Here is a 25,781-nt window from a genome sequence, read left to right as displayed (position 1 = left end):
CGGCCGCGACGACGCCGAGGGGCCCGACGCTCTCGACGCCGGTACCGCCCTCCTCGACGGCGACCGGATCGAGGAGCCGCCGCGAGACGAGCTGTACCCGCTGTGGGAGTAGCGGGGGGCGGGAGGGGGAGATCGGAGGGAACCCTCACCCGATCGCTCACCCGATCGCTCACCTTTTTCCGTGTGAGATCGAAACCGAATCCATGACTGGCGCACGCGTCGGCTCGTCGCTCACCGACGAACAGGAGGCGATCCGGGAGCTCGTCCGGGAGTTCGCGGTCGAGGAGCTCCGACCCGGAGCCGGCGAGGCCGACGAGGCCGAGTCATTTCCGGAGGACGCCTGGGACGGGCTCGCGGAGCTCGGGCTGACCGGACTGACGGTCCCAGAGGCGTACGGCGGCTTCGACGCCGGCGAGACGACGTACGCCGTCGTCAACGAGGAGCTGGCGTACGGCCACCTCGCGGTCGCGACCGCGCTGTCCGTCCACTGCCTCGCCACGTCGTGTATCGCGGAGTTCGGGAGCGAGGCCCAACGCGAGCGCTGGCTCCCGGAGATGGCGGCCGCGGGGCGCCCGGTCGGGATGTTCTGTCTCTCCGAGCCGCACGCGGGGTCGAACCCGGCGGAGATGTCGACGACGGCCGAGTACGACCCCGAGACCGACGAGTACGTCCTGAACGGCGAGAAGCAGTGGATCACGAACGGGACGCGGGGCGGCGTGGCGATCGTCTTCGCGAAGGCGGTCGACCCGGACGGCGAGAACGCCGATGGCGACGATACGGGGTCGATCACCCAGTTCCTCGTACCCGCAGACGCCGAGGGATTCGAGGTCGGGAAGAAGGAGGAGAAGCTCGGTCTCCGCGCCTCCGACACGACCGGGATCAGCTTCGGCGACTGCCGGGTTCCGGCCGAGAACCGGCTCACCCAGGAAGGGAAGGGGCTCTCGGCGGCGTTCCGGACCCTGACCGGCGGCCGGATCGGGATCGCGGCGCAGGCGGTCGGGGTCGCGCGGGCCGCGCTCGACGAGGCGACGGCGTACGCCGCCGAGCGCGAGCAGTTCGGCGAGCCGATCGCCGAGATCCAGACGATCCGCCACAAGTTCGCGGAGATGGCGACGGACGTCTCCGCGGCCCGCCTGTTGGTTCGCGAGGCGTGCCGACAGGCCGAGGCGGGCGAGGACAACCGCGTCGCGGCCTCGAAGGCGAAGTACCGCGCCAGCGAGGCGGCGATGTCGGTGACCAACGAGGCCGTCCAGATCCACGGCGGCTACGGCTACACGACCGACTTCGACGTCGAGCGGCTCTACCGCGACGCGAAGATCACGGAGATCTACGAGGGGACCACGGAGATTCAGAAGACGATCATCGCGCGGGGGGTGTTGGGGAAATGACGGGCGATACCGGATCCGACGGCGCCGCCTCGAGCGCCGACGGCGCCGTTCCCGGCCTCGCGGGCTACGACGCCGTCGTCTACGACCTCGACGGGACTCTCGTCGAGCTCGCGGTCGACTGGGGGACGGTGGCGTCGTCCGTGCTCGACGTGTACGCCAAGCACGCGATCAAGCCGCCGACCAAGGAGCTCTGGGGCCTGCTGGAGGCGGCCGACGAGTACGGGATCGGCGATCCGGTCGAAGGGGCGATCGCGCTCCACGAGCGGGCCGGCGCGCGCGACTCGACGCTGCTCCCGCTCGGAGCGCGGCTGGTCGAGGGGGCCGACGATCGGGGGCGCACGCCGCCGGCCGGCGTCTGCTCGCTCAACTGCGAGGAGGCGTGCCGGATCGCCGTCGAGGCCCACGGCCTCGGCGACGCGCTCGACACGGACGCGATCGTCGGGCGCGACACCGTCGGGTCACACAAGCCGGAGCCGGAGTCGCTGCTCGCGGCGGTCGATCGGCTCGGCGCGGCGCCCGAGGACGCGCTCTTCGTCGGCGACTCGCCGCGCGACGAGGCGGCGGCGGAGCGCGCTGGCGTCGCGTTCGCGTGGGTGGCGGACCTGATCTGACCGGCGAACCGAGCCGCACGGTCGTTTAAAAGGAAGATCGCGGGAGAGCGATTCGGAGCCGCGGCGACGGACCCGAAGCCACGGCGAGGGGTCAGTCCTTTGACGGCCCGGTCGACCGTGACGCGCGATCGTCCTCCCGTCCGGTCGTCGCCTCGGGAGCCTCGCTCCCGGTGTCGTCGTTCTCGTCGCCCTCGATGTCGTCGTGGTCGTCCTCTCTCGTTCCCTCGTTCTCGGTGTCGTCGGGGGCGTCTCCTCCGGCCTCCTCGGCCCCGGCGCTCTCGACGCCCCCGTCCCCGGCGTCGGTCCGGCGGGCGTAGAGCGCGACGGCGACGGCGGTGGTAAACCAGATCGGCGCGCCGACGCGGACCGCGAAGGCGGCGCGGGCGCCCCACGAGTCGAGGGTGACGAACGCGGAGAGGACCGCGACGACCGGCGCGCCGATAAGGATCGTGAGCACGAACGTCGTCTGCATCACCCAGCCGTAGTCGATCCCCTCGAACTCGGCCCGCTCGACAGGTTGCACGATCTCGTCTCGGGCGCCGAGGGGCAAATCGATGGCGGTCGCGGGGCGGCGCGCTCTCGGGCAGCGGCGCCGCCGGAGGCCTGACCGCGCGCTTCCGGATCCCGGCGATTTTAACCGGTCGCGGGGGTGAGTCCGGGTATGACCACGACGCGGGGACTCCGGGACCGCGAGGCGCCGATCACGATGCTGACCGCGTACGATGCCCCCACCGCGGCGGTCGTCGACGAGGCCGGTATCGACGTCGTCCTCGTCGGCGACAGCATGGGCAACACCGCCTTGGGCTACGACTCCACGCTCCCCGTGACGCTCGACGAGGTCGCGAGCCGGACCGCGGCGGTCGCTCGCGCGACCGACGACGCCCTCGTCGTCGCCGACATGCCGTTCCTCTCGTTCGGCGTCGAAGCGGCCGAGTCCGTGCGCAACGCCGGACGACTGTTAAAGGAGGCCGACGCCGACGCGGTGAAGATCGAGAGCGGCCCCCACACGGTCGAGATGACCCGGCGCATGACCGAGGTCGGAATCCCGGTGATGGCGCACCTCGGCCTGACTCCCCAGCACGTCAATCGACTGGGCGGGTACACGCGACAGGGGACCGATCAGGACGCCGCGGAGGAGATACTCGAGCTCGCGGGGGCGCACGCCGAGGCCGGCGCGTTCGCGCTCGTGCTGGAGCACGTCCCGGCGAACCTCGCGGGAGCGGTGACCGAGGCGCTCGACATCCCGACGATCGGCATCGGCGCGGGCCCCGACTGCGACGGGCAGGTGCTCGTGGTCAACGACGCGGTCGGCCTCGGCGAGTGGTCGCCGCCGTTCTCCCGGCAGTTCGGCGACGTGCGCGGCGAGATGCTCGACGCGGTCGCGTCGTACCGCGAGGCCGTCGAGACCGGCGAGTTCCCGGCCGACGAGCACACGCACGTCGAGTCGGAGCTCGAGGACCTGTACTGAGTCGGATATTTATAACCGAACGCCGGCGCTGCGGTGAACAGCTCTAAGGCCCCAGCCGCGGTCGGCTCCCACAGCTCGCTGTGGTCCTCGGTCCTTGCGTCGCCGGGGTTCGCCGAGCGCGACTGCCCCTTCGAGTTCCACCCACGCGGCACCGCCACCGCACCTCACACCTCCCCAGCCTCGTCACCGGAGCACGCGCCGCTCGCGGCTCATTCTGGCCGCTCACGGGCACGCGCCACCGCATCGGTTTTTAGAAGCTATTATCGCTGCAGTCGTCGCGTCTTAAATATCGCATCGGCCTGCCGTTTCGAGCGCCCTCACGTTCGAAGAGTCGGGTTCCACAGAGCGACCGAGTCGGATCCCACGCCGAAACCGTCACACCCGGCGTGGGGTATATAGGCGCGAGCGGCCTACGTGAACCCGTGACAACCCGGACCATCCGCGCCCGCGACCGGCCGGTGTTCGGCGTCGACGTGCACAGCGGCGACGTCCGCGGCGACGACCCCTCCTACGCCCTCGTCGTCTTGGACCCCGTCGACGAGGACGACCCGGACGCGCCCGACGCCGACGGTCCGATGGCGCGGATCACCCGCGACGTGGTGTCGTTTCGGAAGCTCTGCCGGCTGATCGACGACCGCGAACCCCTCTACGTCGCCACCGACAACGCCTACGAACTGGCGGCGGACAAAAACGACCTCGTCGGCTTTCTCCGGTCGCTCCCCGACGGCACTCGGCTCGTGCAGGTGACCGGCGCGGAGCGGCCGGAGCCGCTCTCGCGGGTCGCCTCCCGCCACGGGATCCCGTACGGGAAAAAGCCCATGAAGGAGGCGGAGGCGTCCGCTCGGCTGGCCGCGGCCAACGTCGGCCACGAGGTCACCGCGTTCACCGACGAGACGCGGGTGAAGGTGTCCCGGGGGCGCTCGACCGGGAAGGGCGGTTGGAGCCAGGACCGATACACCCGGCGGATTCACGGGAACGTCCGGAAACGGACGCGACAGGTCCAGTCGAAGCTCAAGGAGACGAACCTCGACTTCGAGCGAGACGTGACCGAAAAGTACGGCGGCTACGCGAACGCGACGTTCACCGTCGAGGCGCGCCCGGAGGAGATTCCGGTGTCGAACTCGCGGGCCGGCGACGTGCGCGTCGAAGTCGAGCGCGAGCGCCGCGACGGCATCGAGTACGAGCCGCTCGTAAAGCGGCGCGACCGGGTGATCGTCGGGATCGACCCGGGGACAACCACGGCCGCGGCGGTCGTCGGGCTCGACGGCACCGTCCACGCGCTGTACTCCTCGCGGACCTCTGACACCGCGGACGTGACCGAGTGGACCATCGAGCAGGGTCGCCCGATCATCGTCGCCGCCGACGTGGAGCCGATGCCGGAGACCGTCGAGAAGTTCCGGCGCTCGTTCGACGCCGCCGGGTGGCGCCCGACCACTGACCTCCCCGTCGACGAGAAGCTCCACCGGACCCGGGAGGCGGGCTACGACAACGACCACGAGCGCGACGCGCTGGCGGCCGCGCTGTACGCCTACGACGACCACGAGGACCAGTTCGAGCGCATCGCGGCGAAGACCCCGCCGCGCCTCGACCGCGAGGCGGTGATCGCGGGCGTCGTCGCCGGCGGCGGGTCCGTCGAGTCCGTCATCGCGGACCTCAGCGAGGACGAGGGAACCGGTGGCGACGGCGGGAGTGGCGACGGCGACGCGGGCGAGACGGACCCCACCGAACCCGAGCGCACCGAGGAGGAGGAGACGATCCGGCGGCTCCGCGAGCGCGTCGAGCGGCTGGAGTCGCACGCGGAGTCGCTGGAGACCGACCTCGCCGAGCGCGACGAGCGGATCGCGGAACTGGAAGGAGAGTTAGAGGAGGCGAAACGGGAAGAGCGCATCGAGGCACGCTCCCGGCGGGCAGTCTCCCGGCTCGAACGCGAGACGGACCGGCTGGAGCGCGAGCGCGACGAGGCGCGAGAGGCAGTCGCGGAGCTGGAGGGGAAAGTGGAGACGCTCAAAGAACTGTGGCGGCTCGACCACTCCAACTTCGACAACGTGGCCGCAGAGCAGGGGCTCGCCAGCGTGAAAGTCGTCGAGCAGTTCACGCTCGACGCGCTGGCGGCCGCCGACGAGGCGTACGGGCTGGTCGCCGGCGACGTGGTCTACCTCCGGGACGCATCCGGGGCCGGCCGCCGGACCGCCGAGCGTCTGGCCGAGACGGACCCGCGGGCGGTGATCCGCGACGGGAACCTCTCGGACGTCGCCGATCAGGTCCTCTTCGACCACGACGTGCCGGTCGTCCCGGCCAGCGCGGTCCCCGTGCGCGAGGTCGACGAACTGGCGGTCGCGAGCGAAGAGGAACTGGAGGTCGCCCTCGACGACTGGGAGCGTCGGGCCGAACGGCGGCGGAAGGCGGAGAAACAGGAGCACCTCGATCAGATCATCTCGGAGCACCGGGCGGGGCGGACGTTACCGGAGACCGAAGAGTAGGGCCAACGGCGGCTCCACCGAGACGCTCTCCCCTCGCCACCCGTCCGCACGCATCCAGAAGTCATATGACCGACAACCGCACAGTCGAGTGTATGGACGCCTACGAGCGGATCACCCGGAACGCGGCCGAGGTGGTCACCGAGGAGGAGATCGAGGCGCTGGCCGACGACCCCGACGGAAAGCGGGCGTACGTCGGCTACGAGCCCTCGGGCGTCCTCCACATCGGACACATGCTCACCGCGAACAAGCTCATCGACCTCCAAGAGGCCGGGTTCGAGGTGACGGTGCTGCTCGCCGACGTACACGCCTACCTCAACGACAAGGGGTCGTTCGAGGATATCCGCCACACCGCGGAGCGCATGCGCGACCAGTTCATCGCGTACGGACTCGACGAGTCGAACACGCAGTTCGTGCTCGGCTCCGACTTCCAGCTCGACGACGACTACACGCTCGATCTGCACGCCCTCGAACTGGAGACGACGCTCGCGCGGGCCGAGCGCGCGATGGCCGAGATCACCTCCGGCGACTCCGTGAAGGTGTCGCAGGCGGTGTACCCCCTGATGCAGGCGCTCGACATCCCGTACCTCGGCGTCGATCTGGCGGTCGGCGGGATGGAGCAACGCAAGGTCCACATGCTCGCGCGCGACGTGCTCCCGAGCATCGACCGCGAGCCGCCGACGAGCCTCCACACGCCGCTCATCGCCGACCTCGGCACCGGGCGCGGGAAGATGTCCTCTAGCGAGGGCGTCACCATCTCGATGGAGGACTCCCGCGACGACATCGAGTCGAAGGTGAACGACGCCTACTGTCCGCCGACCGCCGACCCCGAACCGACCGACGACGGCGAGTCGCGGGAGAACCCCGTTCTGCAGGTGTTCGAGTACCACGTCTTCCCGCGGTTCGAGACGGTCCGCGTCGAGCGGCCGGCGGAGTACGGCGGCGACTTAACGTATGACGCGTACGGCACGCTGGAGGCCGATATCGAGTCCGGCGAGCTCCACCCCGCCGACGCGAAGGGCGCGCTGTCGGAGTACCTCGACCGGCTCATCGCGCCGGGGCGCGAGCAGCTCGCGGAGTAGGCGGCTTCCGTCGGTCTCAGCGCGCTATTCTCACTCGCCCGCGGCGTGTCCCGTGTACTCGCAGGTCCCGTCGAGGCAGTCGCGGCCGGTCGCCGTCTCGAAGACCGGGAGACCGCAGTCGCACTCGTCGACGACGACCCCCGAAGGGATCGAGAACGTCGTCTCGCAGTCGGGGGAGCGCCCGCAGCCGAGGTAGACGCGGCCCGGCGCGGACTTCACGAGGAGTTCGCCGTCACAGTCGGGACACTCCCAAGCGCGGTCGAACCGGTCGCTGACGGCGTCCTCCATCGGGTCGCACGCGGGGTCGAGGCAGAGGTGGAACGGCTCGCCGCGCTCGATTCGCACCTTCGGGAGTCCGCAGTCGTCACAGGTCCCGTCGGTGACGCTCGCGCCCGCGGGAAGGCCCCACCGCTCCTCGCAGTCGAGACAGACCACGTCGCCCCGCGAGCGCACGAGCGGCCCCCCGTCTTCCGGGCAGGTACCGACCGGGATTCCGGCCTCCGTGACCGGCAGCGCGCGGCCGGCGGTCGCCTCCTCGGCGACGACGCGGAGGCGCCGGGTGCCGTCGCGAGCGGTGACGGAGAAGCCGTCGCCGTCGCCCTCGACGACGACCGAGTCGGGGCGGGTGAGCCACGCGACCGGCTGGTAGCCGTCGGCGTCGTGGACGAGGGTGGTATCGTCGGGTTTTATGAGGACGACGACCCGCCCCCGGTGGGTTCGGGAGCGGTCGCCGCGTTCGGTCACTCGACAGTCGCCGGCGAACACGCGGAGTCGTTCTGGCATACGCCGGGTGGCCGCGGTATGGGTGTTAAGCGGTCGGAGCGAGGGTTCATCCGGAATGTAGAGCGGCCATCGTCAGCGATCGAGATCGCGTGTGCCCCGTTGCCGGCGCGGTGGATATTTTCGGCGTTCCGGTCGAGCGCTAATAAATGGGTGGTAACGGATCGGCGGGGAACAGCTTCAAAGCCCCACCCGACCGTAACCGCACAGCACCTCACACCTCCCCAACCTCGCCGCTCGCTCCGCTCGCGGCGTCCCTCGCACGCGCACCTCGCGCCCGCAGGGCGCTCGGAGGCGCGCGCCACCGCAGTAAGATACACAACGAGCCCCCCTCGCGAACGACGAGCCCCCCTCGCGATCTAGCCCTCGAACAGCCTTGGCTCCGCGACGTCCTCGTCTGCCGCCTCGCGCCACGACCGGCTCGGTTCCCATCCGAACAGCCGCTTCGCCTTCTCGACCGCGTAAGCCCCTCGGTCGTCTCCCTCGGCGACTGCGCTCGGGTCGACCGTGCAGTCGTCAGGGACCGCCCCGTACGACTCGCGCAGGAGGTCGAGCAGGGGGCGACCGAGCGCGTTGTCGGCCGCGACGCAGTTGACGGCCTCGTGGGTGCCGGGGGGCACGACCGGATCGGTCCCCGCCGTCCCCGCGAGGGCGACGGCGACGAGGTCGGCGACGTCGCGGGCGTCGACGTACGACCAGAAGTTGCCGGCACCGGCAGCCAGATCGTCGACGTACTCGTCGCTCCGGCAGGCGTACGCGCCGGGGTACTGGATCCACGAGGGGCGGACCGACACGGCGGGGACGTCCTCGCGGCGCGCGACCGCCCCCGCGGTCGCCTCGGCGGTCACCTTCGAGAGCCCGTACGGGTCCTCCGGCCGGAGCGGGTGCTCCTCGGTGATCGGGAGCTCGTCCGGCAGGGGAGTCGGCTCGGCGAAGAAGAAGCCGTACGCGCCGTCGCTCGACGCCTGCACGATCCGGGCGTCCGCGCGGCCGGCGGCGTCGAGGACGTTCTTCGCGGCGTTGACGTTCGTCTCGAACACGCGCCCGTCGGGGTGGGTGCCCGCAACCGGGATCGCCGCCCAGTGGACGACGGCGTCGGGGTCGACCCCGTGGACGACGTCGAGCGCCTCGCCGCGGTCGGCGAGGTCGGCCGCGCGGAACGAGACGCCCGGGGCCGGATCGACGTCGAGACCCGGGTGATCGTAGTCGACGACGACGACCTCGTAGTCGCCCGCAAGCCGGTCGACGACCCAGCGCCCGGAGGCGCCGCGGCCGCCGGTGACGAGGACTCTCTCCATGCGTTCAGGTCGCCGTGGCGGGGGAAAAGCGCACCGTCGCAGTCGGGCGACTCTGGCCGTTCGCCGCTCCGGCAGGCTTTAACGCACCGAGCGGTAATTCGCGGGTATGGAATGGAAGACAGACTGGGGACTCCGTGGACGGATGGGGTTCACGATGTTGCTGCTCTTCGCCCTCTACGTCGTGTTCATCGGCGTCCTGATCGAGGTGTTCAACGTCGGGATCCTCTTCACGCTCGCGATGTTCGGCGCGTTCTCGTTCGCGCAGTACTTCTTCAGCGACAAGCTCGCGCTGCGGAGCATGGGTGCCCGCGAGGTGAGCCCCGACGAGTACCCGGACCTTCACCGACGGATCGAGCGCCTGAGCCAGCAGGCCGACCTGCCGAAGCCGGCAGTGGCCGTCGCCGACACGCAGGTTCCGAACGCGTTCGCGACCGGCCGAAACAAGAAGAACGCGACCGTCGCGGTGACGACCGGGCTGCTCCGGTCGCTCGACGAGGACGAGCTCGACGGCGTGCTCGCCCACGAGCTCGCGCACGTGAAGAACCGCGACGTGATGGTGATGACCATCGCCTCGTTCCTCTCGACTATCGCGTTCTTCATCGTGCGGTGGGGGTGGCTGTTCAGCGGTGACAACCGCCAAGGCGCACCCGTCATCGTCGCGATCGTCGTGTCGATCCTCGTCTGGATCGTCTCGTTCCTGCTGATCCGGGCGCTCTCGCGGTACCGCGAGTACTCCGCCGACCGCGGCGCCGCGCTGATCACGGGCAAGCCCGGCGCGCTCGCGTCCGCGCTGATGACGATCGACGGGCGGATGGACCGCGTACCGGAGGAGGACCTGCGCGAGGAGGCGGAGATGAACGCCTTCTTCATCATCCCGATCAAGTCGGGGTTCGTCGGCAAGATCGCCTCGACGCACCCGCCGACCGAGAGCCGCATCGAGCGGCTCCGCGAGCTCGAACGAGAGATGGAGACGGTCTGATCGGGTCCGGTCTCTCGCCGGTCGACGCGCGACCGCACCGATTCGTGACGGACTGCCACAACGCATGACATCCTCCTCGCGGTAAACAGCGAGGTTTCCTCGCGCTGGGGGTATCGGTTACCGACCCACGGAGGCAACTTGCGGGTTCGTATGCTCCTCGTTGGGAACTGAGCGTGGTGACTCTGACCAACGATGATCGTCCCACTTGAGGCATACAGGCCGTGCCATCGACCGTGTTACCGTCGTCTGCCGCCGAAGGAACGTCTCCGACGCTGTGAGGTCAGCGTGCCCCTCGAAGCCACACGGACACGTCAGCGTGTCGCGGTGGCGCGTCGTGTCCTCCGTCGAACCGCAGTTCGGACACTCCTGACTCGTCCACGCCTCAGACCGTACCTCGACCGACATACCGTATTCCTCAGCAGTACACGCCAGTCGATTGTGACGTGGAGTGTTAGATTTACGCCCGCCCAAAGATCGGAACTCTGTCCTTGATTCAGATAGCTTTAATTCGGGCAGTCGCCTGCGGACAGGCGTGGTATCGCCCTCGTCGATCGCGGGAGCCGACTCGGGGATCGTCCGGGAGCGACCCTTCCAGCTACTCCTGCTCATCAACGTGCTCCCGCCGCTCGGCACCGCGCTCCTCTCGCCGGTGCTCGGCTCGCTCGTCGAGCCGCTGGGCGCGTCGACGGCGAACATCGGGCTCATGATGTCGGCGTTCACCGCACCGTCGATCGTCGTCATTCCGATCGCGGGCGTCGTCTCGGACCGGTACGGGCGGCGACCGGTGCTGATCTTCGGGCTGCTCTGGTTCGGGCTCACCGGCACCGCCATCGCGTTCGTCTCCACCTTCGCCGCGGCGCTCGCCCTGCGCGCGCTCCAGGGAATCGGCTTCGCCGCGCTCACGCCGATCATCATCACCAGCCTCGGCGACCTGTACGCGGGGACGAAGGAGGCCACCGCACAGGGCCTCCGATTTACCGGCTCGGGGCTCTCGCAGACGGCGTTCCCGCTGGCCGCGGGGGTGCTCGTCGGAATGGCGTGGCAGTACCCGTTCCTGCTGTACGCCGTCGCGTTCCCGATCGCCGCGATCGTCTACGTCTACTTCGAGGAGCCGCTCGACGAGGTTTCCGACGAGGGGTCGGAGGCGGGATCGGGTGCGGGGGTCCGAGAACAGCTCGGCGACATGCGCGCGCTCGTCGCGCATCGCCGGGCGTGGGCCATGGTCGTCGCGCGGGGGAGCGCGAACGTCGCGTGGTTCGGCTTCCTCACGTACAACTCGATCCTCGTCGTCGACGTGCTCGGCTACACCCCGGCGGAGGCGGGAGTTCTCGCGGCGATCGCGAGCCTCACGTACGCCCTCGCGGCGACGCAGGCCGGCCGGGTCGCAGACGTCTTCGACGACCGGCTCTACCCGCTCGTGGCCACGAACCTGTCGATTGGCGCCGGCCTCGCGGTAGCGTTCCTCGCCCCGTCGCTCGCGGTCGCCGCCGTCGGCGTCGTGTTCATGGGGATCGGGTTCGGCCTCGTGCTCTCGATCTACCGGAGCGTCATCACGACGCTCCCGCCCGCGGACCTGCGCGGCGGACTCGTCAGCCTCGGCGAGGGGAGCGGGCGCGCGGCGGCGACGGCGACCCCGGTGGTCATGGGAGTCGCCGTCGCGGTCGCGACCCGCCCGCTCGGATTCGAGACGGCGGTTCGCGCGGTCGGCGTCGGCACCGGGATCCTCGGCGCGGGCGTCGGGATCGTCTGCCTCCTCCTGATGAGCGCGTCGCCGCCGATCCGGATGGGGGGGTAGCGCTCGGAGGGAATCCCGCCCGTCGACCCTCCGACCGCGGCCGCGCGACGACGACGACCGACACCACGAGAACTTTGTCGACCGACCGCGACGCGTGGACCATGTCCACCATCGACGTCGCGGTGCTCGACCACGACGCGCACGGTATCCCGGCGGCCGACTACGCGGCGCTACTCGGCCGACGCCTCCCCGACCGCGAGGTTCGCCTCGCGGCGACGCCCGACGAGCACGAGCGCTACCTGCGGGAGGCGACGGTCGTGGCCGGGAAGGGCATCGACGCCGAGGAGGTCGAAGCCGCGGAGAACCTGCGGCTGTTCGCGTGTAACGCCGCCGGCGTCGACCACCTCCCGCTGGAGGCGCTCGCCGAGCGCGGCGTCGCGGTGACGAACGCCTCCGGCGTCCACGGCCCGAACATCGCCGAGCACGTGCTCGGCTGGGTACTGACGTTCGCGCGGCGGCTCGACGAGGGGCGCCGTCGCCAGCGACGTCGAGAGTGGCGCCGCTTCCAGTCGTTCACCGAGCTCGCCGGCAGCACCGTCACGGTCGTCGGACTCGGCTCTATCGGCGAGACGGTCGTCGAGCGGTTCGCGGGGTTCGATGTCGACGCGATCGGGGTCCGCCACACCGTCGCGAAGGGCGGCCCGACCGACGACGTGATCGGCTACGACGACCTCCCGGACGCCCTACCGGGAACGGACGTGCTCGTCCTCGCGTGCCCCCTGACGGAGACGACCGAAGGGCTGATCGGCGAGGCCGAACTCGACGCGCTGCCGACCGACGCGATCGTCGTCAACGTCGCGCGCGGCGGCGTCATCGACACGCCCGCGCTGGTGGACGCGCTCCGGTCGAACGCGCTCCACGGCGCCGCGCTCGACGTCACGGACCCCGAGCCGCTCCCGAGCGACCACGACCTGTGGGGGTTCGAGAACGTCTTCCTGACGCCCCACGTCGCGGGCCACACGACGAAGTACTGGGACCGGCGCGCCGACGTCCTCGTCGAGAACCTCGAACGGGTCGCCGAGACCGGCGAGTACGAGGGGCTGCGGAGTCAGGTCGCCTGAAAAGGCGATGTCGGAGGAGGGGAGAGAGCCGAGCTACTGGTACGCCTGCAGCCCGGTGAGGTCCTCGCCGAGGATCAGCGTGTGGATGTCGTGGGTACCCTCGTAGGTGTAGACGGTCTCCATGTTCGCCATGTGGCGCATCGGGGAGTAGTCGGCCGTGATCCCGTTGCCGCCGAGCATCTCGCGGGCGATCCGCGACTGGTCGCGGGCGGTGCGGACGTTGTTGCGTTTGGCCATCGAGACGTGCTGCGGCCGCATCTCGCCCGCCTCCTTGAGGTCCGCGAGCCGGTGGGCGAGCAGCTGCGCGAGCGTGATCTGCGTCGCCATCTCCGCGAGCTTCCGCTGTTGCATCTGGAAACCGCCGATCGGCTTGCCGAACTGCTCGCGGTCTGTGGCGTACTTCCGGGCGACCTCGAAGCAGTCCCGCGCGGCGCCGATCGCGCCCCACGCGATACCGTAGCGAGCCTGGGTCAGACACGACAGCGGCCCCTTCATCCCCTCGACGTCGGGGAGGCGGTTCTCGGAGGGAACGCGGACGTCCTGTAAGCTGATCTCGCCCGTGATCGACGCGCGCAGGCTGAGCTTCTCGTCGATCTTGTTGGTGGTGACGCCGTCGCGGTCGGTCTCGACGAGGAACCCGCGGACGGGGGTGCCGTCCTCGGTGTGGTCTTTCGCCCAGACGACGGCGACGTCGGCGATGGGGGAGTTCGTGATCCACGTCTTGGAGCCGTTCAAGACGTAGCCGTCACCGTCGGCCTCGGCGCGCGTCTCCATCGCAGAGGGGTTCGACCCGTGCTCCGGCTCGGTGAGCCCGAAGCAGCCGACCGCCTCGCCGGTGCCGAGCTTCGGCAGCCACTCCTCCTTCTGCGCGTCGCTGCCGAACGCGTGGATCGGGTACATCACCAGCGCGCCCTGCACGCTCGCCATCGAGCGGAGCCCGGAGTCGCACGCCTCAAGCTCGCGCATCAGCAGGCCGTACGCCGTCTCGCTGACGCCGGGCAGACCGTACCCGTCGAGGTTCGGCGCGTAGAATCCCATCTCGCCCATCTTCGGGATGAGCTCCGTCGGGAACGTGCCGTCGATCCAGTGTTCGCCCATGTCGTCGACTTCGCCGTCGATGAACGACCGGGCGGAGTCGACGAGCAGGCGCTCCTCCTCGGACAGGGTCGACTCCATGTCGAAGTAATCGAGCATACGATCAGTAGCGATCCCACGGATAAATAAGTGTACGCTCGACGGCCGAGCGGTCGAAATTCGGCGGCGCGGCCGGCCCCGAAACCGGGCATCGACGCGGAGCCGCGTCCCCGCCTCAGAACCCGGTCGTCCCGTCGAGAAGGTGCTCCTCGACGACGTCGGTGTCGAGTTCGATCCCGAGTCCCGGGGTCTCCGGCACCGCGATGCGCCCGTCCTCGATCAGGGGCTCGTCGCGCGCCAGCAGGTCGTCCCACCAGTCGACCTCCAGCGCGTGGTACTCCAGCAGGTCGAAGTTGGGCGTGGCCGCGCCGAGGTGGACGCACGCCATCGTTCCCACCGGGCTACAGACGTTGTGCGGGGACACCGGCATGTAGTTCTCCTCGGCGCGGTCGGCGATCCGCATCGTCTCCGTGAGGCCGCCGACCGTCGCCGGGTCGGGCGTGACGATGTCGACGCCGTGCTCGTAGATGAGGTCCGACAGCTCGAACACGCGGAAGCGGTTCTCGCCGGTCGCGACCGGCGTCCGCGTCGCCTTCGTCACCTCCTTTTGGGCGTCCATGTTCTCCGGCGGGATAAGGTCCTCCAGCCACATCAGGTCGAACTCCTCCAGCTCGTGGGCGAGCCGCTTCGCGCTCTCGACGGAGTAGTCCCAGTGGCAGTCGAACGCGAGGTCGACGTCGTAGCCGATCTCCTCGCGCACGGCCGCGACGATCTCGCGCTTCTCCCGGATCGCCGCGTTCGTCAGGCGCCCGTTGTACGGGTCGTTCTCGTTGTCGGCCGGGAGGTCGAGGTCGAACTTCAGCGCGGAAAAGCCCATGTCGGTGACGCGGGCGGCCTCGGCGGCGTACGCCGCGGGCGTGTACGCCTCGGCCTCGGCGTAGTCGGTCGCGCCGTCCTCCACCGCGTACGCCTCGCCGGCGTGGCAGTCGCAGTAGAGCCGGACCTCGTCGCGGTACTTCGAGCCGAGCAGCTGGTAGACGGGGAGTCCGAGGATCTTCCCGGCGGCGTCGAGGAGCGCGATCTCGATCCCCGAGGCCGCGGTGACGACCTTGCCGGTCGTGCCGCCGTGGCCCGACATCTCCTGGAAGATATAGCGGACGAGTCGCTCGACGTCGAGCGGGTTCTCGCCGACGAGGAATCGGTTCGTGTACTCGACGAGCTCCGGGACGCCGCCGCCCCGGTACGCCTCGCCGATGCCGGTGACGCCGGCGTCGGTCTCGACTTTGATCAGGTTCCACTCGAAGTTCCCCTCGACGACGCAGGCGTCGAGACCGGTTATCTGCACGTCTCGGTCCGGGTCTCGGGTGTCGATCTGATCTGAGTAATCTCTCATGTGTGGTGCTGTGGATTGGTGTGTATTTATAAGGGTTAGTCGTCAGCGAACTTCGCGAGCGCGTCCTTGTCGAGCGGGACGCCGTGGCCGGGGCGATCCGGGAGATCGATACTGCCGTCGTCCCCGGGTTTCACGGGGTCGGCGACGACGTCGTCGAACGCCTTCACGTCCATGTCTCGGTAGAAGTACTCCACCCAGAGGCCGTTCTCGATGGCGCCGAGCAGGGAGGCGTGGATGTTCCAGTTGTAGTGGGGGGCGATGGGGATGTCGTACGCCGAGGCGTGGTTCGCGATCTTCAGCCACTCCGTCACCCCGCCACAGACGGTGACGTCGGGCTGGAGGATCGTCGCCGCGCCCGTGTCGGCGAGCCGGGCGAAGTTGTGTCGCGTTCCCTCTAACTCGCCGGTGGCGACGGGGTAGTCGATCCCGTCGTTCACCTCGGCCATCGTGTCGACGCGGTCGATCATCACGGGCTCCTCGATGAAGTACGGGTCGTACGGCTCGAACGCCCGGCAGTTGCGGAGCGCCTCCGTGCTGGACGACCAGACGCCGTTGGCATCGAGGAGGAGGGTGCGGTCGTCGCCGATCTCGTCGCGAACGGCGGCGACGCGCTCGGCCTCCTCCGCGGCCGACAGGCGCCCGACCTTCATCTTCACGACGTCGTGGCCCTCGTCGAGGTAGCGCCGCATCTCGCCGCGGAGCGCCTCGTGGCCCTTGTCGTCGCGGTAGTAGCCGCCGCTGGCGTACGACGGCACCGACTCGGAGTGCCCGCCGAGCAGCTTGTGGAGCGGCATGTCGGCCGCCTTCGCCTTCACGTCCCAGAGCGCGATGTCGACCGTCGAGATGGCGCGCAAGAAGAGGCCGGTCCGACCGATCTGGACGTTCCCCTCGTACATCTCGTGCCACAGGCGCTCGGTGTCGCGGGGGTCCTCGCCGACGAGTATCGGTTCGAGCAGCGACTCGACCGCGTCGGCGATGAGGCCGGCGCCCTCGTACCCCAGCGAGTAGCCGACCCCCTCGTGACCCGTGTCCGTCCGCACGTACGTGATCGCGTGGTCCCGGTACGTGAGCGTCCGGTTGGAGAAGGAGACGGGCGACTCCAGCGGCAGCTTGATCGGGAACGACTCGACTTCGGTTATCTGCATGCGTGCAGCGGTGTCACACGGGTACAAGTAGACGGCTGTATCGGCAAGCCTCTCTCGGGCCGCCGTCCGATCGATCCGCCACCCGCAGCTTTTGTACCGGCGCCGCGAGGGACCCCACATGGAGTTCCCCGACCGATCCGACGTCGACGGGCTCATCGACCCGCAGCCGCTCCCGGAGTTCGCGCGGGTGCGGTACGAGCCGCGGACGGACCGCCTCGACGACCCCGTCGGGGCGGCGCGCGAGGCCGTCGACGCGCTCGACGACGGCGGCCCTGACGGCCTCGACGATCTCGCCGCGGGCGCGACCGTGGCCGTGGGAGTCGGGAGCCGCGGGATCGACCGCATCGATGAGGTCGCGGCGGCGGTCGTCGACCGGGTCGCCGAGCGCGGCCTCGACCCCCTGGTAGTGCCCGCGATGGGCAGTCACGGCGGCGCGACAGCCGAGGGACAGCGCGAGGTGCTCGAAGCGCTCGGGATCACCGAGGAGACCGTCGGCGCCCCGATCGACGCGCGCATGGCGGCCGAGGAGCTGGCGACGGTCTCCGTCGGCGACGCCGACCTCCCGGTGTACTTCTCGAAGGCGGCGCTCGCGGCCGACGCCGTCCTCGTGATAAACCGCGTGAAGGCCCACACCAACTTCACCGGGCCGATCGAGAGCGGGCTCGCGAAGATGACCGTCGTCGGGCTCGGCAAGCAGCGCGGCGCGAAGTCGTTCCACTCGACGGCGATCGCCGAGGGGTACGTCGAGACGCTGACGGCCGCCCTCGACGTCATCGAGCGCGAGACGCCGCTGGTCGGCGGGATCGCGCTCGTCGAGAACTTCGGAGAGGAGATCGGTCACCTAGAGGCCGTCCCCGCGGGGTCGTTCCTCGACCGCGAACCCGAGCTGTTAGAGCGTGCCTACGACGAGATGCCGACGCTTCCGGTCGACGACATCGATCTGCTCGTCGTCGACGAGATCGGCAAGGAGATATCGGGCGCCGGGATGGACACGAACGTCATCGGCCGCTACCGCGTCCTCAACGCGCCCGACCCGGAGACCCCCGACGTCGACCTCATCTACGTGCGGGGGCTCACGGAGTCGACGAAGGGGAACGGCAACGGGATCGGGCTCGCCGACCTCACTCGGCAGAGCGCGGTCGACGAGCTCGATTTGAAGAAGACGTACGCGAACGCGCTCACCAGCGGGTCGCTCGCGAAGTCGAAGCTCCCCGTGGTGGCGCCCGACGACGAGTTCGCGCTCCGCACCGCGCTGGCGGCACTGGGAGGGTACGACCCAGACACCGTCCGGATCGTCTGGGTCCGGAACACGCAGGACCTCGGGGAGCTCCGCGTCTCCGACGCCGCCGTCGACGACCTCCCCGAGGCGGCGAGAGTGGTGGGCCGCGAGACGGTCGGCTTCGACGACGGGACGGCGGAGTTCGACGACGGGGCGAACTGACGATCGACGGGCGAACGGCCGGCTCCCGTCCCCTTGCCTGTAGGGAAACGTTTTCACGCCGCACTGGGGATGGGTGAGACATGGACCTACAGATCGACGGGAACGCCGCCCTCGTCACGGCGTCGTCCAGCGGACTCGGTAAGGCATCGGCGAAGGCGCTGGCCCGAGAGGGCGCGAACGTCGTCATCAACGGCCGCGACGAGGAGCGGCTGGCGGCCGCGAAAGAGGAGGTCGAGGCGGTCGCGACCGGCGAGGTCGTCGCACAGCCCGCCGACCTGACCGACGCCGACGAGGTCGCGGCGCTCGTGGAGACGACCGTCGACGAGTTCGGCACGATCGACCACCTCGTGACGAGCGCCGGCGGTCCGCCGTCGGGCTCCTTCCTCGACACGGACGACGAGGACTGGCAGCACGCCTACGACCTGCTCGTGATGAGCGTCGTCCGGCTGGCGCGGGAGTCGTATCCCCACCTCACGGAGGGCGACGGCGGCACCATCGTCAACATCACCTCCCGGAGCGTGAAGGAGGCCATCGACAGCCTCGTGTTGTCGAACTCCGTCCGAATGGGCGTCATCGGGTTAGAGAAGACGCTCTCCAAGGAGTTCGCGCCGGAGGTACGCGCGAACGCCGTCCTGCCGGGCCCCCACGAGACGAGCCGGATCCGCGACCTCGTCGAGGCCGCCGTGGAGCGCGGCGACTACGACTCCTACGAGGAGGGGCTCGACGACTGGGCGGGGAACCCGCTGGAACGCATCGGCGACCCGATGGAGCTCGGCAACACGGTCGCGTTCCTCTCGTCGCCGAAGTCGGGATACATCAACGGCACCGCGCTCCCGATCGACGGCGGCTCGACCGGAGCGAACCTGTGAAGCCGGTCGCGTTCGACGAGGCCGAGACGTACGAGCCCGAGGAGGGCTGGCGGCGCGTGTCGATGGCGGGCAGCGACCGGTTCTCCTTCGAGTGGTTCGAGAAGCCGCCGGGCCACAGCTCGCCGATGCACGACCACGAGAACGAACAGGTGTGTCTCTGCTTACAGGGCGAGCTCACGGTCGCCACCGAGGACGACTCTGTCACCCTCCAGAAGAACGACTCCGTGCTCTTGGAGTCGAACGAGGCTCACAGAGTGGAGAACACCGGCGACGAGCGCGCCGTCGGGCTCGACGTGTTCGCGCCCGGGCGCTCGTTCGACTTCTGGACGGACCGCGAGGAGTGAGCGATGAACGGAGCGGACGCGCGATGACGGGGGCGAACGCGCGATGAAGTACCTCGCACGCACGGCGACCGGCGACCCCCTGCTCGGCGACGAGGAGGGGTACGTCCCCCTCGGCGCCGTCGAACCCGACCTAGGGAGCGTCCGCGAGGCGCTCCCGCGGGCGGCCGCGGGGACGCTCGGCGACGTCGGTGACGCGACCGCCGACCCCGTCCCGGCGGACGACGTGTCGTTCGGCGCGCCCTTGGCGTCGTTCGGGAAGCTGTGGGGGATCGGCCTGAACTACGAGGAGCACGCCGGCGACCTCGACGAGAAGCGCCCGACGGAGCCGGCGAGCTTCATGAAGCCGTCGTCGGTCCTGACGGGGCCCGGCGGTCCGATCCGGCTGCCGCCGGAGTCGCAGAGCGAGCGAGTGACCGCCGAGGCGGAGCTGGCCGTCGTGATGGGTCGGACGTGCCGGAACGTCGACGAGGCCGACGTGGACGACGTGATCGCTGGGTTCCTCCCCGTGATCGACATGACCGCCGAGGACGTGCTCCAGCGGAATCCCCGCTTCCTCACGCGGGCGAAGAGCTACGACACGTTCCTCGTCCCCGGCGCCGCGCTCGCGGTGCCGGAGGGTCCGCTCGACCTCGAGGGCCTCTCGGTGCGGACCGAGGTCAACGGCGAGGTGCGAGCCGAAAACGAGATCCGAAACATGCTGTTCCCCCCGGCGGAGATCGTCGCGTTCCACTCCGACGTGATGACGCTGGAGCCGGGCGACCTGTTCAGCACCGGAACGCCCGGCGCGGCGCCCATCGACCCCGGCGACGAGGTGCGCGCGGTCGTCGAGTCGATCGGGACCGTCGACGCGCCGGTGACGCGCTAAGAGAGCGCGTTTCCGACCCCGGTCGACCGCAGTTCGACGACGCCGGCAGGCAGCTTTATTACCCGCTGCTGGGTTAGGTGCCGACATGTACCGCGTACTGCTTCCCGTCGGCGGGGACTCCGAGCACGTCCTGGCCGCGGCCGACGCCGTCGCGTCGCTGCCGAACGCCGCCGACGAAGTCGAGGCGGTGATACTCAACGTCTACGAGGGGTTCGAGGTCAGCGGCGAGGGGGGCCGCGTCGACTCCGAGGACGTGTGGAACGAGGAGAACTACCCCGAGAGCGTCGACATCGTCGAGGACCGGCTGGCGGAGGCCGGGGTCGAGACGACGCGGCGACGCGAACACGGGGACCCCGCCGAGACGATCATCGAGGTCGCCGCGGAGCTCGACGTCGACGGCATCACCATGAGCGGGCGTCGCCGGAGCCCGACCGGGAAGATGCTGTTCGGGAGCACGACCCAGTCGGTGCTGCTCGCGGCCGACCGCCCGGTGACGGTGATCCTCGACGAGTGAGGCGGCGCTTGCTACGTGTTCGACGGGCGTCACGACGAGGAGTATTCTCCCCGTTAAAACTGAAACAAACAGATACATTGTTATCCGTAGACCGAAATATCACGGTTGAGCATGGTAGACAACTCGATCAATCGACGCAAGTTCCTGTACGGCACCGGCGCTGTAGGAATCACCGGACTCGCCGGGTGTAGCGGTGGCGACGGTGGAGACGGCTCGGACGGCTCCGATGGCTCCGATGGCTCGGACGGCTCGGACGGCTCCGACGGCTCCGACGGCTCCGACGGCTCCGACGGCTCCGACGGCGGAAGCCAAGACCTCTCGCTGCGCGTGGGGACGTCGGCCGGCGGGACCCAAGACGTCGGTCTCGCGGTCGAGCGCGCGGTGAGCCAGGAGAGCGACTCCCTGAGCTACTCGACGATCGAGAGCCCGGGCTACATCGGGACGATCCGCCGGATGGCGAACAACCAGTTCAACGCCGGGATCACGGACAACAACTCGCTGTCGAAGGCGATCGACGGCACCGGCGCGTTCGAGGAGCAGGGCGTCGAGCGCATCCCGCAGTACGGCTTCTACGCGTTCCCGTACAGCATCTATATCATCGCCCGCGACGGCACGGGGATCGAGACGTTCGACGACCTCGCCGGCGCGAACGTCTACCCCGCCGAGCCGGGGTACTCGACGCGCGCGACGACGCTCGACGTCTGGTCGCAGGAGCCGACGGCCGACATCTACGACCAGATGAACATCCAGAACATGGGCGTCGACTCCGCGCCCGGCGCGATGGAGGAGGGCAACATCGACGCCTGCATCGCGTACGGGACGCCCGGTGTGCGGTACACCGGGTTCGTTCAGGAGATCGCCTCCCGCATCGACATCCACTACGTCGAGCCGACGGACGCGCTCCGCGAGTCCGCCGAGTCGTACCCGGGTGCCGGGTCCGGCACCACCAGCTACGACGAGTGGCCCATCGCGGACGCCGACATCGGTACCGACGAGGTGTTCCACTGGAACCTCGAAGTGAACTACACGTTCAACCCCGAGGCGAACCCGGACGCCGTCTACGAGCTGTGCCGCGTCGTCGACGAGCACAACGACACGGTCAACGAGGGCGAAGAGCAGTTCAACGACTTCGGATCCACCGCGGACATGCTCGGGTCGGCCCGCGAGAACATCCCGGTCCACCGCGGCGCCGTGCAGTACTACAAGGACAAGGACGCGTGGGACGACAGTCTGACCGAAGGCGACAGCGCCTGATCGGCCGGTAAACCGACTTTCCTCCCCGCTCTTCGGGGCGTCCCGACCAGTAATTTGAAATCACCGAACACGTAACCGACATTCCAGACACCAATTATGACACGATCAACCACGCCCGGGCAGACGAACATCCTCTCTAACGGACGCTGGCGCCAATGAGCACGGAAACGGCCTCGACGGAACCCGAATCCGGGCTGCTGCGGGGACTCGACGTCACGGTCACGGCGGCGGCGCTGCTGTTCTGGGCCGGGGTGCTCTACTGGGCCCAGACCCAAGCGATCTCGCAGGTGCGGTACGCCACCGCGTTCGTCGGCGGAATCCTGACCGTGTACGCGCTCAACGAGACGCGGCTCGCCATCGGGGACGGCGACTGGATCGACGGCGCCGTGTTGATCCCCGCGTCGCTGGCGCTGATGACCGCGTCGGCGTTCTTCGCGGTCAACTTCCAAGACGTGTACCTCCAGCGGCAGGGGTACGCGCTCGACCACGAGTACATGCTCGCTCGCCTCGTGATCATCTCGCTGATGTACCTCACGTGGCGCGAGTTCGGGAACGTGTTCCTCGGGCTCATCTTCGCCGTGTTCGGGTACGCGATGTACGGCAACCTCGTCCCGGGCGTGTTGGGGCACGCGGGGATGAATCAGGCGACGCTGCTACAGGCGACGGTCACCGACCTGTACGGCTTCTACGGGAGCCTCACGCAGATCACGGCCTCGTGGATCGCGCCGTTCCTGCTGTACGCCGGGCTGCTGTTCGCGTACGGCGCGTTCGACCTCATCCTGCGGGTCGCCATCGTGGCCGCGAAGTACATCGAGTCGGGGATCGCTCAGACCGCCGTGCTTTCCTCGGCGGTCATCGGTTCGATCAACGGCTCGTACACCGCCAACGCGGCGATGACGGGCTCGTTCACCATTCCGACGATGCAGGAGGCCGGGATGGCGGGCCACCGCGCCGCCGGCATCGAGGCGGTCGCCTCCACGTCCGGACAGGTGCTCCCGCCCGTGATGGGGGCCTCCGCGTTCGTGATGGCGTCGTACCTCGGCGTCCCGTACCTCGACATCGTCGTCGCCGGGCTCGTGCCGGCCGCAATCTTGGTCGTGTCTATCTCGATCGCGGTCCACTACCTCGCCATCTCCGACGCCAGCAGCCAGGAGATGGAGTTCTCCGAGTTCTTCGACGACGAGCTCTCGACCGAGAAGAAGGTGTTCGAGGCGCTCCGCTTCGGCGTCCCGTTCGCGATACTCATCTACCTGCTCGGGATCGTTCAGTACACGGTGATGACCTCCGCGCTGTACACGGTGGTCGCGATGATGCTCACGGGAGTGCTCATGCCGCCGCTCCAGCGGATCGTGGACAGCAGCGGCGTCGGGCCGGCCTCCGAGTTCGTCACGCAGGTGAAAAACACCGTCCACGGGATCCGCCGCGGCGCCATCATCCTGGCGCCGATCGCGATCATCTTGGTCGTCATCAGCGGCGTCGTGAACCTGTTCAGCACGACCGGTATCCCGGCGAAGATCGCGCTGCTGCTCATCAACATCTCCGGCGGCGTGCTGCTGTTCGCGGTGCTGCTCGGGATGGGCGTCGCCATCCTGATGGGCGTCGGCATGCCGACGGTCGCCGCGTACGTCATCGTGGCCATCCTCATCGTGCCGACCTTCGTCTCCGACTTCAACGTCGCGCCAATCACGGCCCACTACACGATGTTCTACGCGGCCATCCTCGCGGGGATCACGCCGCCGGTGGCGACCGCGGCGGTGATCGCGGCGGGGATCGCGGAGGCGAACTTCTGGCGGACCTGCGGGGCCGCGATCCGGATCGCGGCGCCGCTGTTCGTCCTCCCGGTCGCGTTCGTCTACAACCCCGACCTGATCTCGATGGACCCCGGACTCAACACGCTGTACGTCGGACTGCTCGTGCTGTTCGGCGCGGTGACGATCATCTACGGACTGAACTACCCGTTCAAGATGCGCCCCGGGCGGAAGATCGGCACGCGAGCCCTGCTCGCGACGCTCGGCGTCCTGATCATGGCGTACCCGAGCAACACCGCGAAGATCGCCGGGATCGCCGTCTTCGCCGCCGTCTTCGTCGCCGAGAAGGTGATGATCCGCGGTCTCAAGCTGCCGTTCGGCAGGGGGGCGAGCCAATGAGCGACGACGGCTCCCCCGAGGCGGTCGCCGAGCAGTCCGCACAGCAGGCCGGCGGCCTCGGCGAGATCATTCCAGAGCCGCTGATGCCGGTGTGGAATCAGGTCGAGAAGGTGCAGGCGTTCCGCCAGACCCACGGCGAGACGTACGTCGGCGCTCTCGAACTGCTCACCGCGCTCGTACTCGCCGGCGGCTACGTCTGGTGGCTGCTCATCTTCCTCGAACTGCTGTGAGGTCGCGAACGACGTAGCCGCCGTCGGACCGGTATTTTATTCGAACCACTCCGCGGCGCGTTCGACGTCCTGCGGAATGTGATACTCGCGCTCGCGGACGTCGTCGAGGTACGAGCGCAGCTCCGGCGCGAAGTCGGGGTGCGCGCAGCGCTCGACGATCAGATCGGCGCGCTCGACCGGCGACAGTCCCCGCACGTCGGCGACGCCCTGTTCGGTGACGAAGACGTCGATGTCGTGTTCGGTGTGGTCGACGTGGAACGTCTGCGGGACGACCCGCGAGACCGCGCCGTCGTCGAGCGTCGAAGGGAGCGCACACACCGTGATCAGGGAGTTCCGGTTGAAGTCGGCGGAGCCGCCGACGCCGTTTATCATGCGCTCGCCGCGGACGTGGGTGGAGTTGACGTTGCCGTAGAGGTCGAACTCGATGGCGCTGTTCACCCCGATCACCCCGAACTGGTCGATGAGCCCCGGGTGATTGGAGACGTCGGCCGGCCGGAGCACCACGTCCTCGGCGTAGCGCTCGACGTCGTCGAAGAGGCGCGCCTGCCCCTCGTCGGTGAGCGCGAGCGACGTCGCGCTCGCGGACGCCAAACCCCCGGCGTCGAGCATGTCGAAGAGCCCGTCTTGGATGAGCTCGCCGAAGTAGTGCACCTCGCGGTCGCCGAAGTCGAGCGCCTGCAGCTCGCCCATCAGGGCGTTTCCGAGCGAGCCGACGCCGAACTGGAGGTGGACCGCGTCGTCGAAGACGGGCGAGCGCTCCAGCTCCTCGCGGAGGAACGAGCCGAGGTTGGCGGCGATCGCGAGGTCGTCGTCTGTCGGGTCGCGGAAGGTGTACGTCGAGTCGGGAATCTCCGTCTCGACGACGCCGGCGAGCTTCTCGGGGGCGAAGCCGACGTGTGCGGTCCCGATGCGTTCGCCGGGCGAAGAGAGCGGGACCGGCTCGCGGTCCGGCGGCGCGTTCGGGCGGTACACGTCGTGAAGCGCCTGCAGTTCGATCGGCTGGTGGCGGTTCAACTCGACGTACAGCGCGTCGGCGGCCTCGACGAACGCGGGCACCTGGCCGAGCGACGTGGAGGGGACGAACCAGTCCTCGCCGACCGCGACCGCTTCGACGACGGCAACGTCGGGGTCGACGAGCCCGCCGTACTGGACCTCGTCGCCGATCGAGGAGGCGTTGCGGTCGCTGAAGGCGATCTCGCGGGCGTCGGTCTTCTCGCGGGCGACCCGCGACGACTGGTAGGAGAAGCGGCGCTCGACTTGGCCGGAGCCGACGAGCTCGGTGTCGATCTCGTCGCCGACGTTCCCGCTGGCGACCAGCGTGAGCGACAGGTCACGGGGCGACGACGCCAGCGCGAGCGGGATCGCCTTCGGGTAGCCGACGCTGCCGAATCCGCTCGTGAGCACCGTCGCGTCCGCGTCGATCGCGGCGGCCGCCGCCTCCGCGTCGACGGTCGGTACGTCGCCGTGGGGCCGGCGCGCGGCCGGCCGCCGGGCGGGGGCGGGGCG

General features: G+C 69.3%; 23 protein-coding genes and 1 pseudogene. 16 read left to right on the top strand and 8 right to left on the bottom strand.

Annotated features, from left to right (window positions below; all coding sequences use genetic code 11):
• Positions 1–203 precede the first annotated feature (203 nt).
• Positions 204–1,388, top strand: coding sequence for an acyl-CoA dehydrogenase family protein (locus OQF71_RS07385; RefSeq protein WP_280586810.1), 1,185 nt, complete (start codon positions 204–206; stop codon positions 1,386–1,388).
• Positions 1,385–1,999, top strand: coding sequence for an HAD-IA family hydrolase (locus OQF71_RS07380; protein ID WP_280586809.1), 615 nt, complete (start codon positions 1,385–1,387; stop codon positions 1,997–1,999). Before OQF71_RS07385 ends, OQF71_RS07380 begins: the two co-directional genes overlap by 4 nt.
• Before the next feature lie 91 nt (positions 2,000–2,090).
• Here the strand turns inward: OQF71_RS07380 and OQF71_RS07375 are convergent, their stop codons facing one another.
• Positions 2,091–2,522 carry a DUF5822 domain-containing protein gene (locus OQF71_RS07375; RefSeq protein WP_280586807.1) on the bottom strand — a complete coding sequence of 144 codons (432 nt, stop codon included), beginning with the start codon at positions 2,520–2,522 and terminating at the stop codon, positions 2,091–2,093.
• A gap of 138 nt (positions 2,523–2,660) precedes the next feature.
• On the opposite strand from OQF71_RS07375, the gene panB reads away from it, so the two are divergent.
• The 3 genes from panB to OQF71_RS07360 all read left to right on the top strand — a co-directional run bounded on the left by panB (position 2,661) and on the right by OQF71_RS07360 (position 7,026).
• Positions 2,661–3,467 carry a 3-methyl-2-oxobutanoate hydroxymethyltransferase gene (gene panB / locus OQF71_RS07370; protein ID WP_280586806.1) on the top strand — a complete coding sequence of 269 codons (807 nt, stop codon included), beginning with the start codon at positions 2,661–2,663 and terminating at the stop codon, positions 3,465–3,467.
• A 422-nt stretch (positions 3,468–3,889) separates the two neighbouring features.
• On the top strand, positions 3,890–5,947 hold the full coding sequence (locus tag OQF71_RS07365; protein ID WP_280586805.1) for a DUF460 domain-containing protein: 2,058 nt from the start codon (positions 3,890–3,892) through the stop codon (positions 5,945–5,947).
• Between the two features lie 92 nt (positions 5,948–6,039).
• Positions 6,040–7,026 (top strand): tyrosine--tRNA ligase, encoded by a 987-nt coding sequence (locus tag OQF71_RS07360; RefSeq protein WP_280586804.1) that lies wholly within the window; start codon positions 6,040–6,042, stop codon positions 7,024–7,026.
• Between the two features lie 30 nt (positions 7,027–7,056).
• Here OQF71_RS07360 and OQF71_RS07355 read toward each other — a convergent pair whose 3' ends face one another.
• Positions 7,057–7,809, bottom strand: a complete 753-nt coding sequence (locus OQF71_RS07355; protein WP_280586803.1) for a topoisomerase DNA-binding C4 zinc finger domain-containing protein — start codon at positions 7,807–7,809, stop codon at positions 7,057–7,059.
• A gap of 356 nt (positions 7,810–8,165) precedes the next feature.
• Positions 8,166–9,104: an NAD(P)-dependent oxidoreductase gene (locus OQF71_RS07350; protein ID WP_280586802.1), complete on the bottom strand. Its 939-nt coding sequence runs from the start codon at positions 9,102–9,104 to the stop codon at positions 8,166–8,168.
• A 106-nt stretch (positions 9,105–9,210) separates the two neighbouring features.
• Here OQF71_RS07350 and htpX point away from each other — a divergent pair, with 106 nt between their 5' ends.
• Positions 9,211–10,083, top strand: a complete 873-nt coding sequence (gene htpX, locus OQF71_RS07345) for a zinc metalloprotease HtpX (protein WP_280586801.1) — start codon at positions 9,211–9,213, stop codon at positions 10,081–10,083.
• 117 nt (positions 10,084–10,200) lie between these two features.
• Here htpX and OQF71_RS07340 read toward each other — a convergent pair.
• Positions 10,201–10,521: pseudogene (locus OQF71_RS07340) on the bottom strand (transposase); the annotation flags it as partial.
• 94 nt (positions 10,522–10,615) lie between these two features.
• On the opposite strand from OQF71_RS07340, the gene OQF71_RS07335 reads away from it, so the two are divergent.
• Positions 10,616–11,878, top strand: coding sequence for an MFS transporter (locus OQF71_RS07335; RefSeq protein ID WP_280586800.1), 1,263 nt, complete (start codon positions 10,616–10,618; stop codon positions 11,876–11,878).
• Positions 11,879–11,979: 101 nt separating this feature from the next.
• Positions 11,980–12,939: a D-2-hydroxyacid dehydrogenase gene (locus OQF71_RS07330; protein ID WP_280586799.1), complete on the top strand. Its 960-nt coding sequence runs from the start codon at positions 11,980–11,982 to the stop codon at positions 12,937–12,939.
• Positions 12,940–12,972: 33 nt separating this feature from the next.
• On the opposite strand, the gene OQF71_RS07325 is transcribed toward OQF71_RS07330, so the two are convergent.
• From OQF71_RS07325 to OQF71_RS07315, 3 genes are all read right to left on the bottom strand, one after another.
• A complete protein-coding gene (locus tag OQF71_RS07325; RefSeq protein ID WP_280586798.1) occupies positions 12,973–14,133 on the bottom strand; it encodes an acyl-CoA dehydrogenase family protein in 1,161 nt (386 codons plus the stop codon).
• 115 nt (positions 14,134–14,248) lie between these two features.
• Positions 14,249–15,466, bottom strand: a complete 1,218-nt coding sequence (locus OQF71_RS07320) for a mandelate racemase/muconate lactonizing enzyme family protein (RefSeq protein ID WP_280586797.1) — start codon at positions 15,464–15,466, stop codon at positions 14,249–14,251.
• Between the two features lie 35 nt (positions 15,467–15,501).
• On the bottom strand, positions 15,502–16,611 hold the full coding sequence (locus OQF71_RS07315) for a mandelate racemase/muconate lactonizing enzyme family protein (protein ID WP_280586796.1): 1,110 nt from the start codon (positions 16,609–16,611) through the stop codon (positions 15,502–15,504).
• A gap of 118 nt (positions 16,612–16,729) precedes the next feature.
• On the opposite strand from OQF71_RS07315, the gene OQF71_RS07310 reads away from it, so the two are divergent.
• The 8 genes from OQF71_RS07310 (at position 16,730) to OQF71_RS07275 (ending at position 24,275) form a co-directional block, all read left to right on the top strand.
• Entirely contained in the window at positions 16,730–18,052 is a 1,323-nt protein-coding gene (locus OQF71_RS07310; protein WP_280586795.1) for a DUF362 domain-containing protein, read from the top strand.
• An 80-nt stretch (positions 18,053–18,132) separates the two neighbouring features.
• Complete coding sequence (locus OQF71_RS07305) at positions 18,133–18,921, top strand: SDR family oxidoreductase (RefSeq protein ID WP_280586794.1); 789 nt, start codon at positions 18,133–18,135, stop codon at positions 18,919–18,921.
• Positions 18,918–19,265, top strand: a complete 348-nt coding sequence (locus OQF71_RS07300) for a cupin domain-containing protein (RefSeq protein ID WP_280586793.1) — start codon at positions 18,918–18,920, stop codon at positions 19,263–19,265. The genes OQF71_RS07305 and OQF71_RS07300 overlap by 4 nt, the downstream gene beginning before the upstream one ends.
• Before the next feature lie 43 nt (positions 19,266–19,308).
• Positions 19,309–20,130: a fumarylacetoacetate hydrolase family protein gene (locus OQF71_RS07295; protein WP_280586792.1), complete on the top strand. Its 822-nt coding sequence runs from the start codon at positions 19,309–19,311 to the stop codon at positions 20,128–20,130.
• A gap of 85 nt (positions 20,131–20,215) precedes the next feature.
• A complete protein-coding gene (locus OQF71_RS07290) occupies positions 20,216–20,644 on the top strand; it encodes a universal stress protein (RefSeq protein ID WP_280586791.1) in 429 nt (142 codons plus the stop codon).
• A 111-nt stretch (positions 20,645–20,755) separates the two neighbouring features.
• Positions 20,756–21,898: a TAXI family TRAP transporter solute-binding subunit gene (locus OQF71_RS07285; protein ID WP_280586789.1), complete on the top strand. Its 1,143-nt coding sequence runs from the start codon at positions 20,756–20,758 to the stop codon at positions 21,896–21,898.
• 155 nt (positions 21,899–22,053) lie between these two features.
• Complete coding sequence (locus tag OQF71_RS07280) at positions 22,054–24,045, top strand: TRAP transporter fused permease subunit (protein ID WP_280586787.1); 1,992 nt, start codon at positions 22,054–22,056, stop codon at positions 24,043–24,045.
• On the top strand, positions 24,042–24,275 hold the full coding sequence (locus tag OQF71_RS07275) for a hypothetical protein (protein ID WP_280586786.1): 234 nt from the start codon (positions 24,042–24,044) through the stop codon (positions 24,273–24,275). The genes OQF71_RS07280 and OQF71_RS07275 overlap by 4 nt, the downstream gene beginning before the upstream one ends.
• A 36-nt stretch (positions 24,276–24,311) precedes the next feature.
• Here the strand turns inward: OQF71_RS07275 and OQF71_RS07270 are convergent.
• A partial coding sequence (locus OQF71_RS07270; RefSeq protein ID WP_280586785.1) for an acetyl-CoA hydrolase/transferase C-terminal domain-containing protein occupies positions 24,312–25,781 on the bottom strand: 1,470 nt, incomplete at its 5' end.

This window comes from Halorubrum sp. Boch-26, assembly GCF_029889805.1.
In the GTDB taxonomy this organism is placed as follows: Archaea; Halobacteriota; Halobacteria; order Halobacteriales; family Haloferacaceae; genus Halorubrum.
The sequence above is the reverse complement of the archived record's forward strand: the minus strand, read 5'-3'. Positions and strand labels throughout refer to the sequence as shown.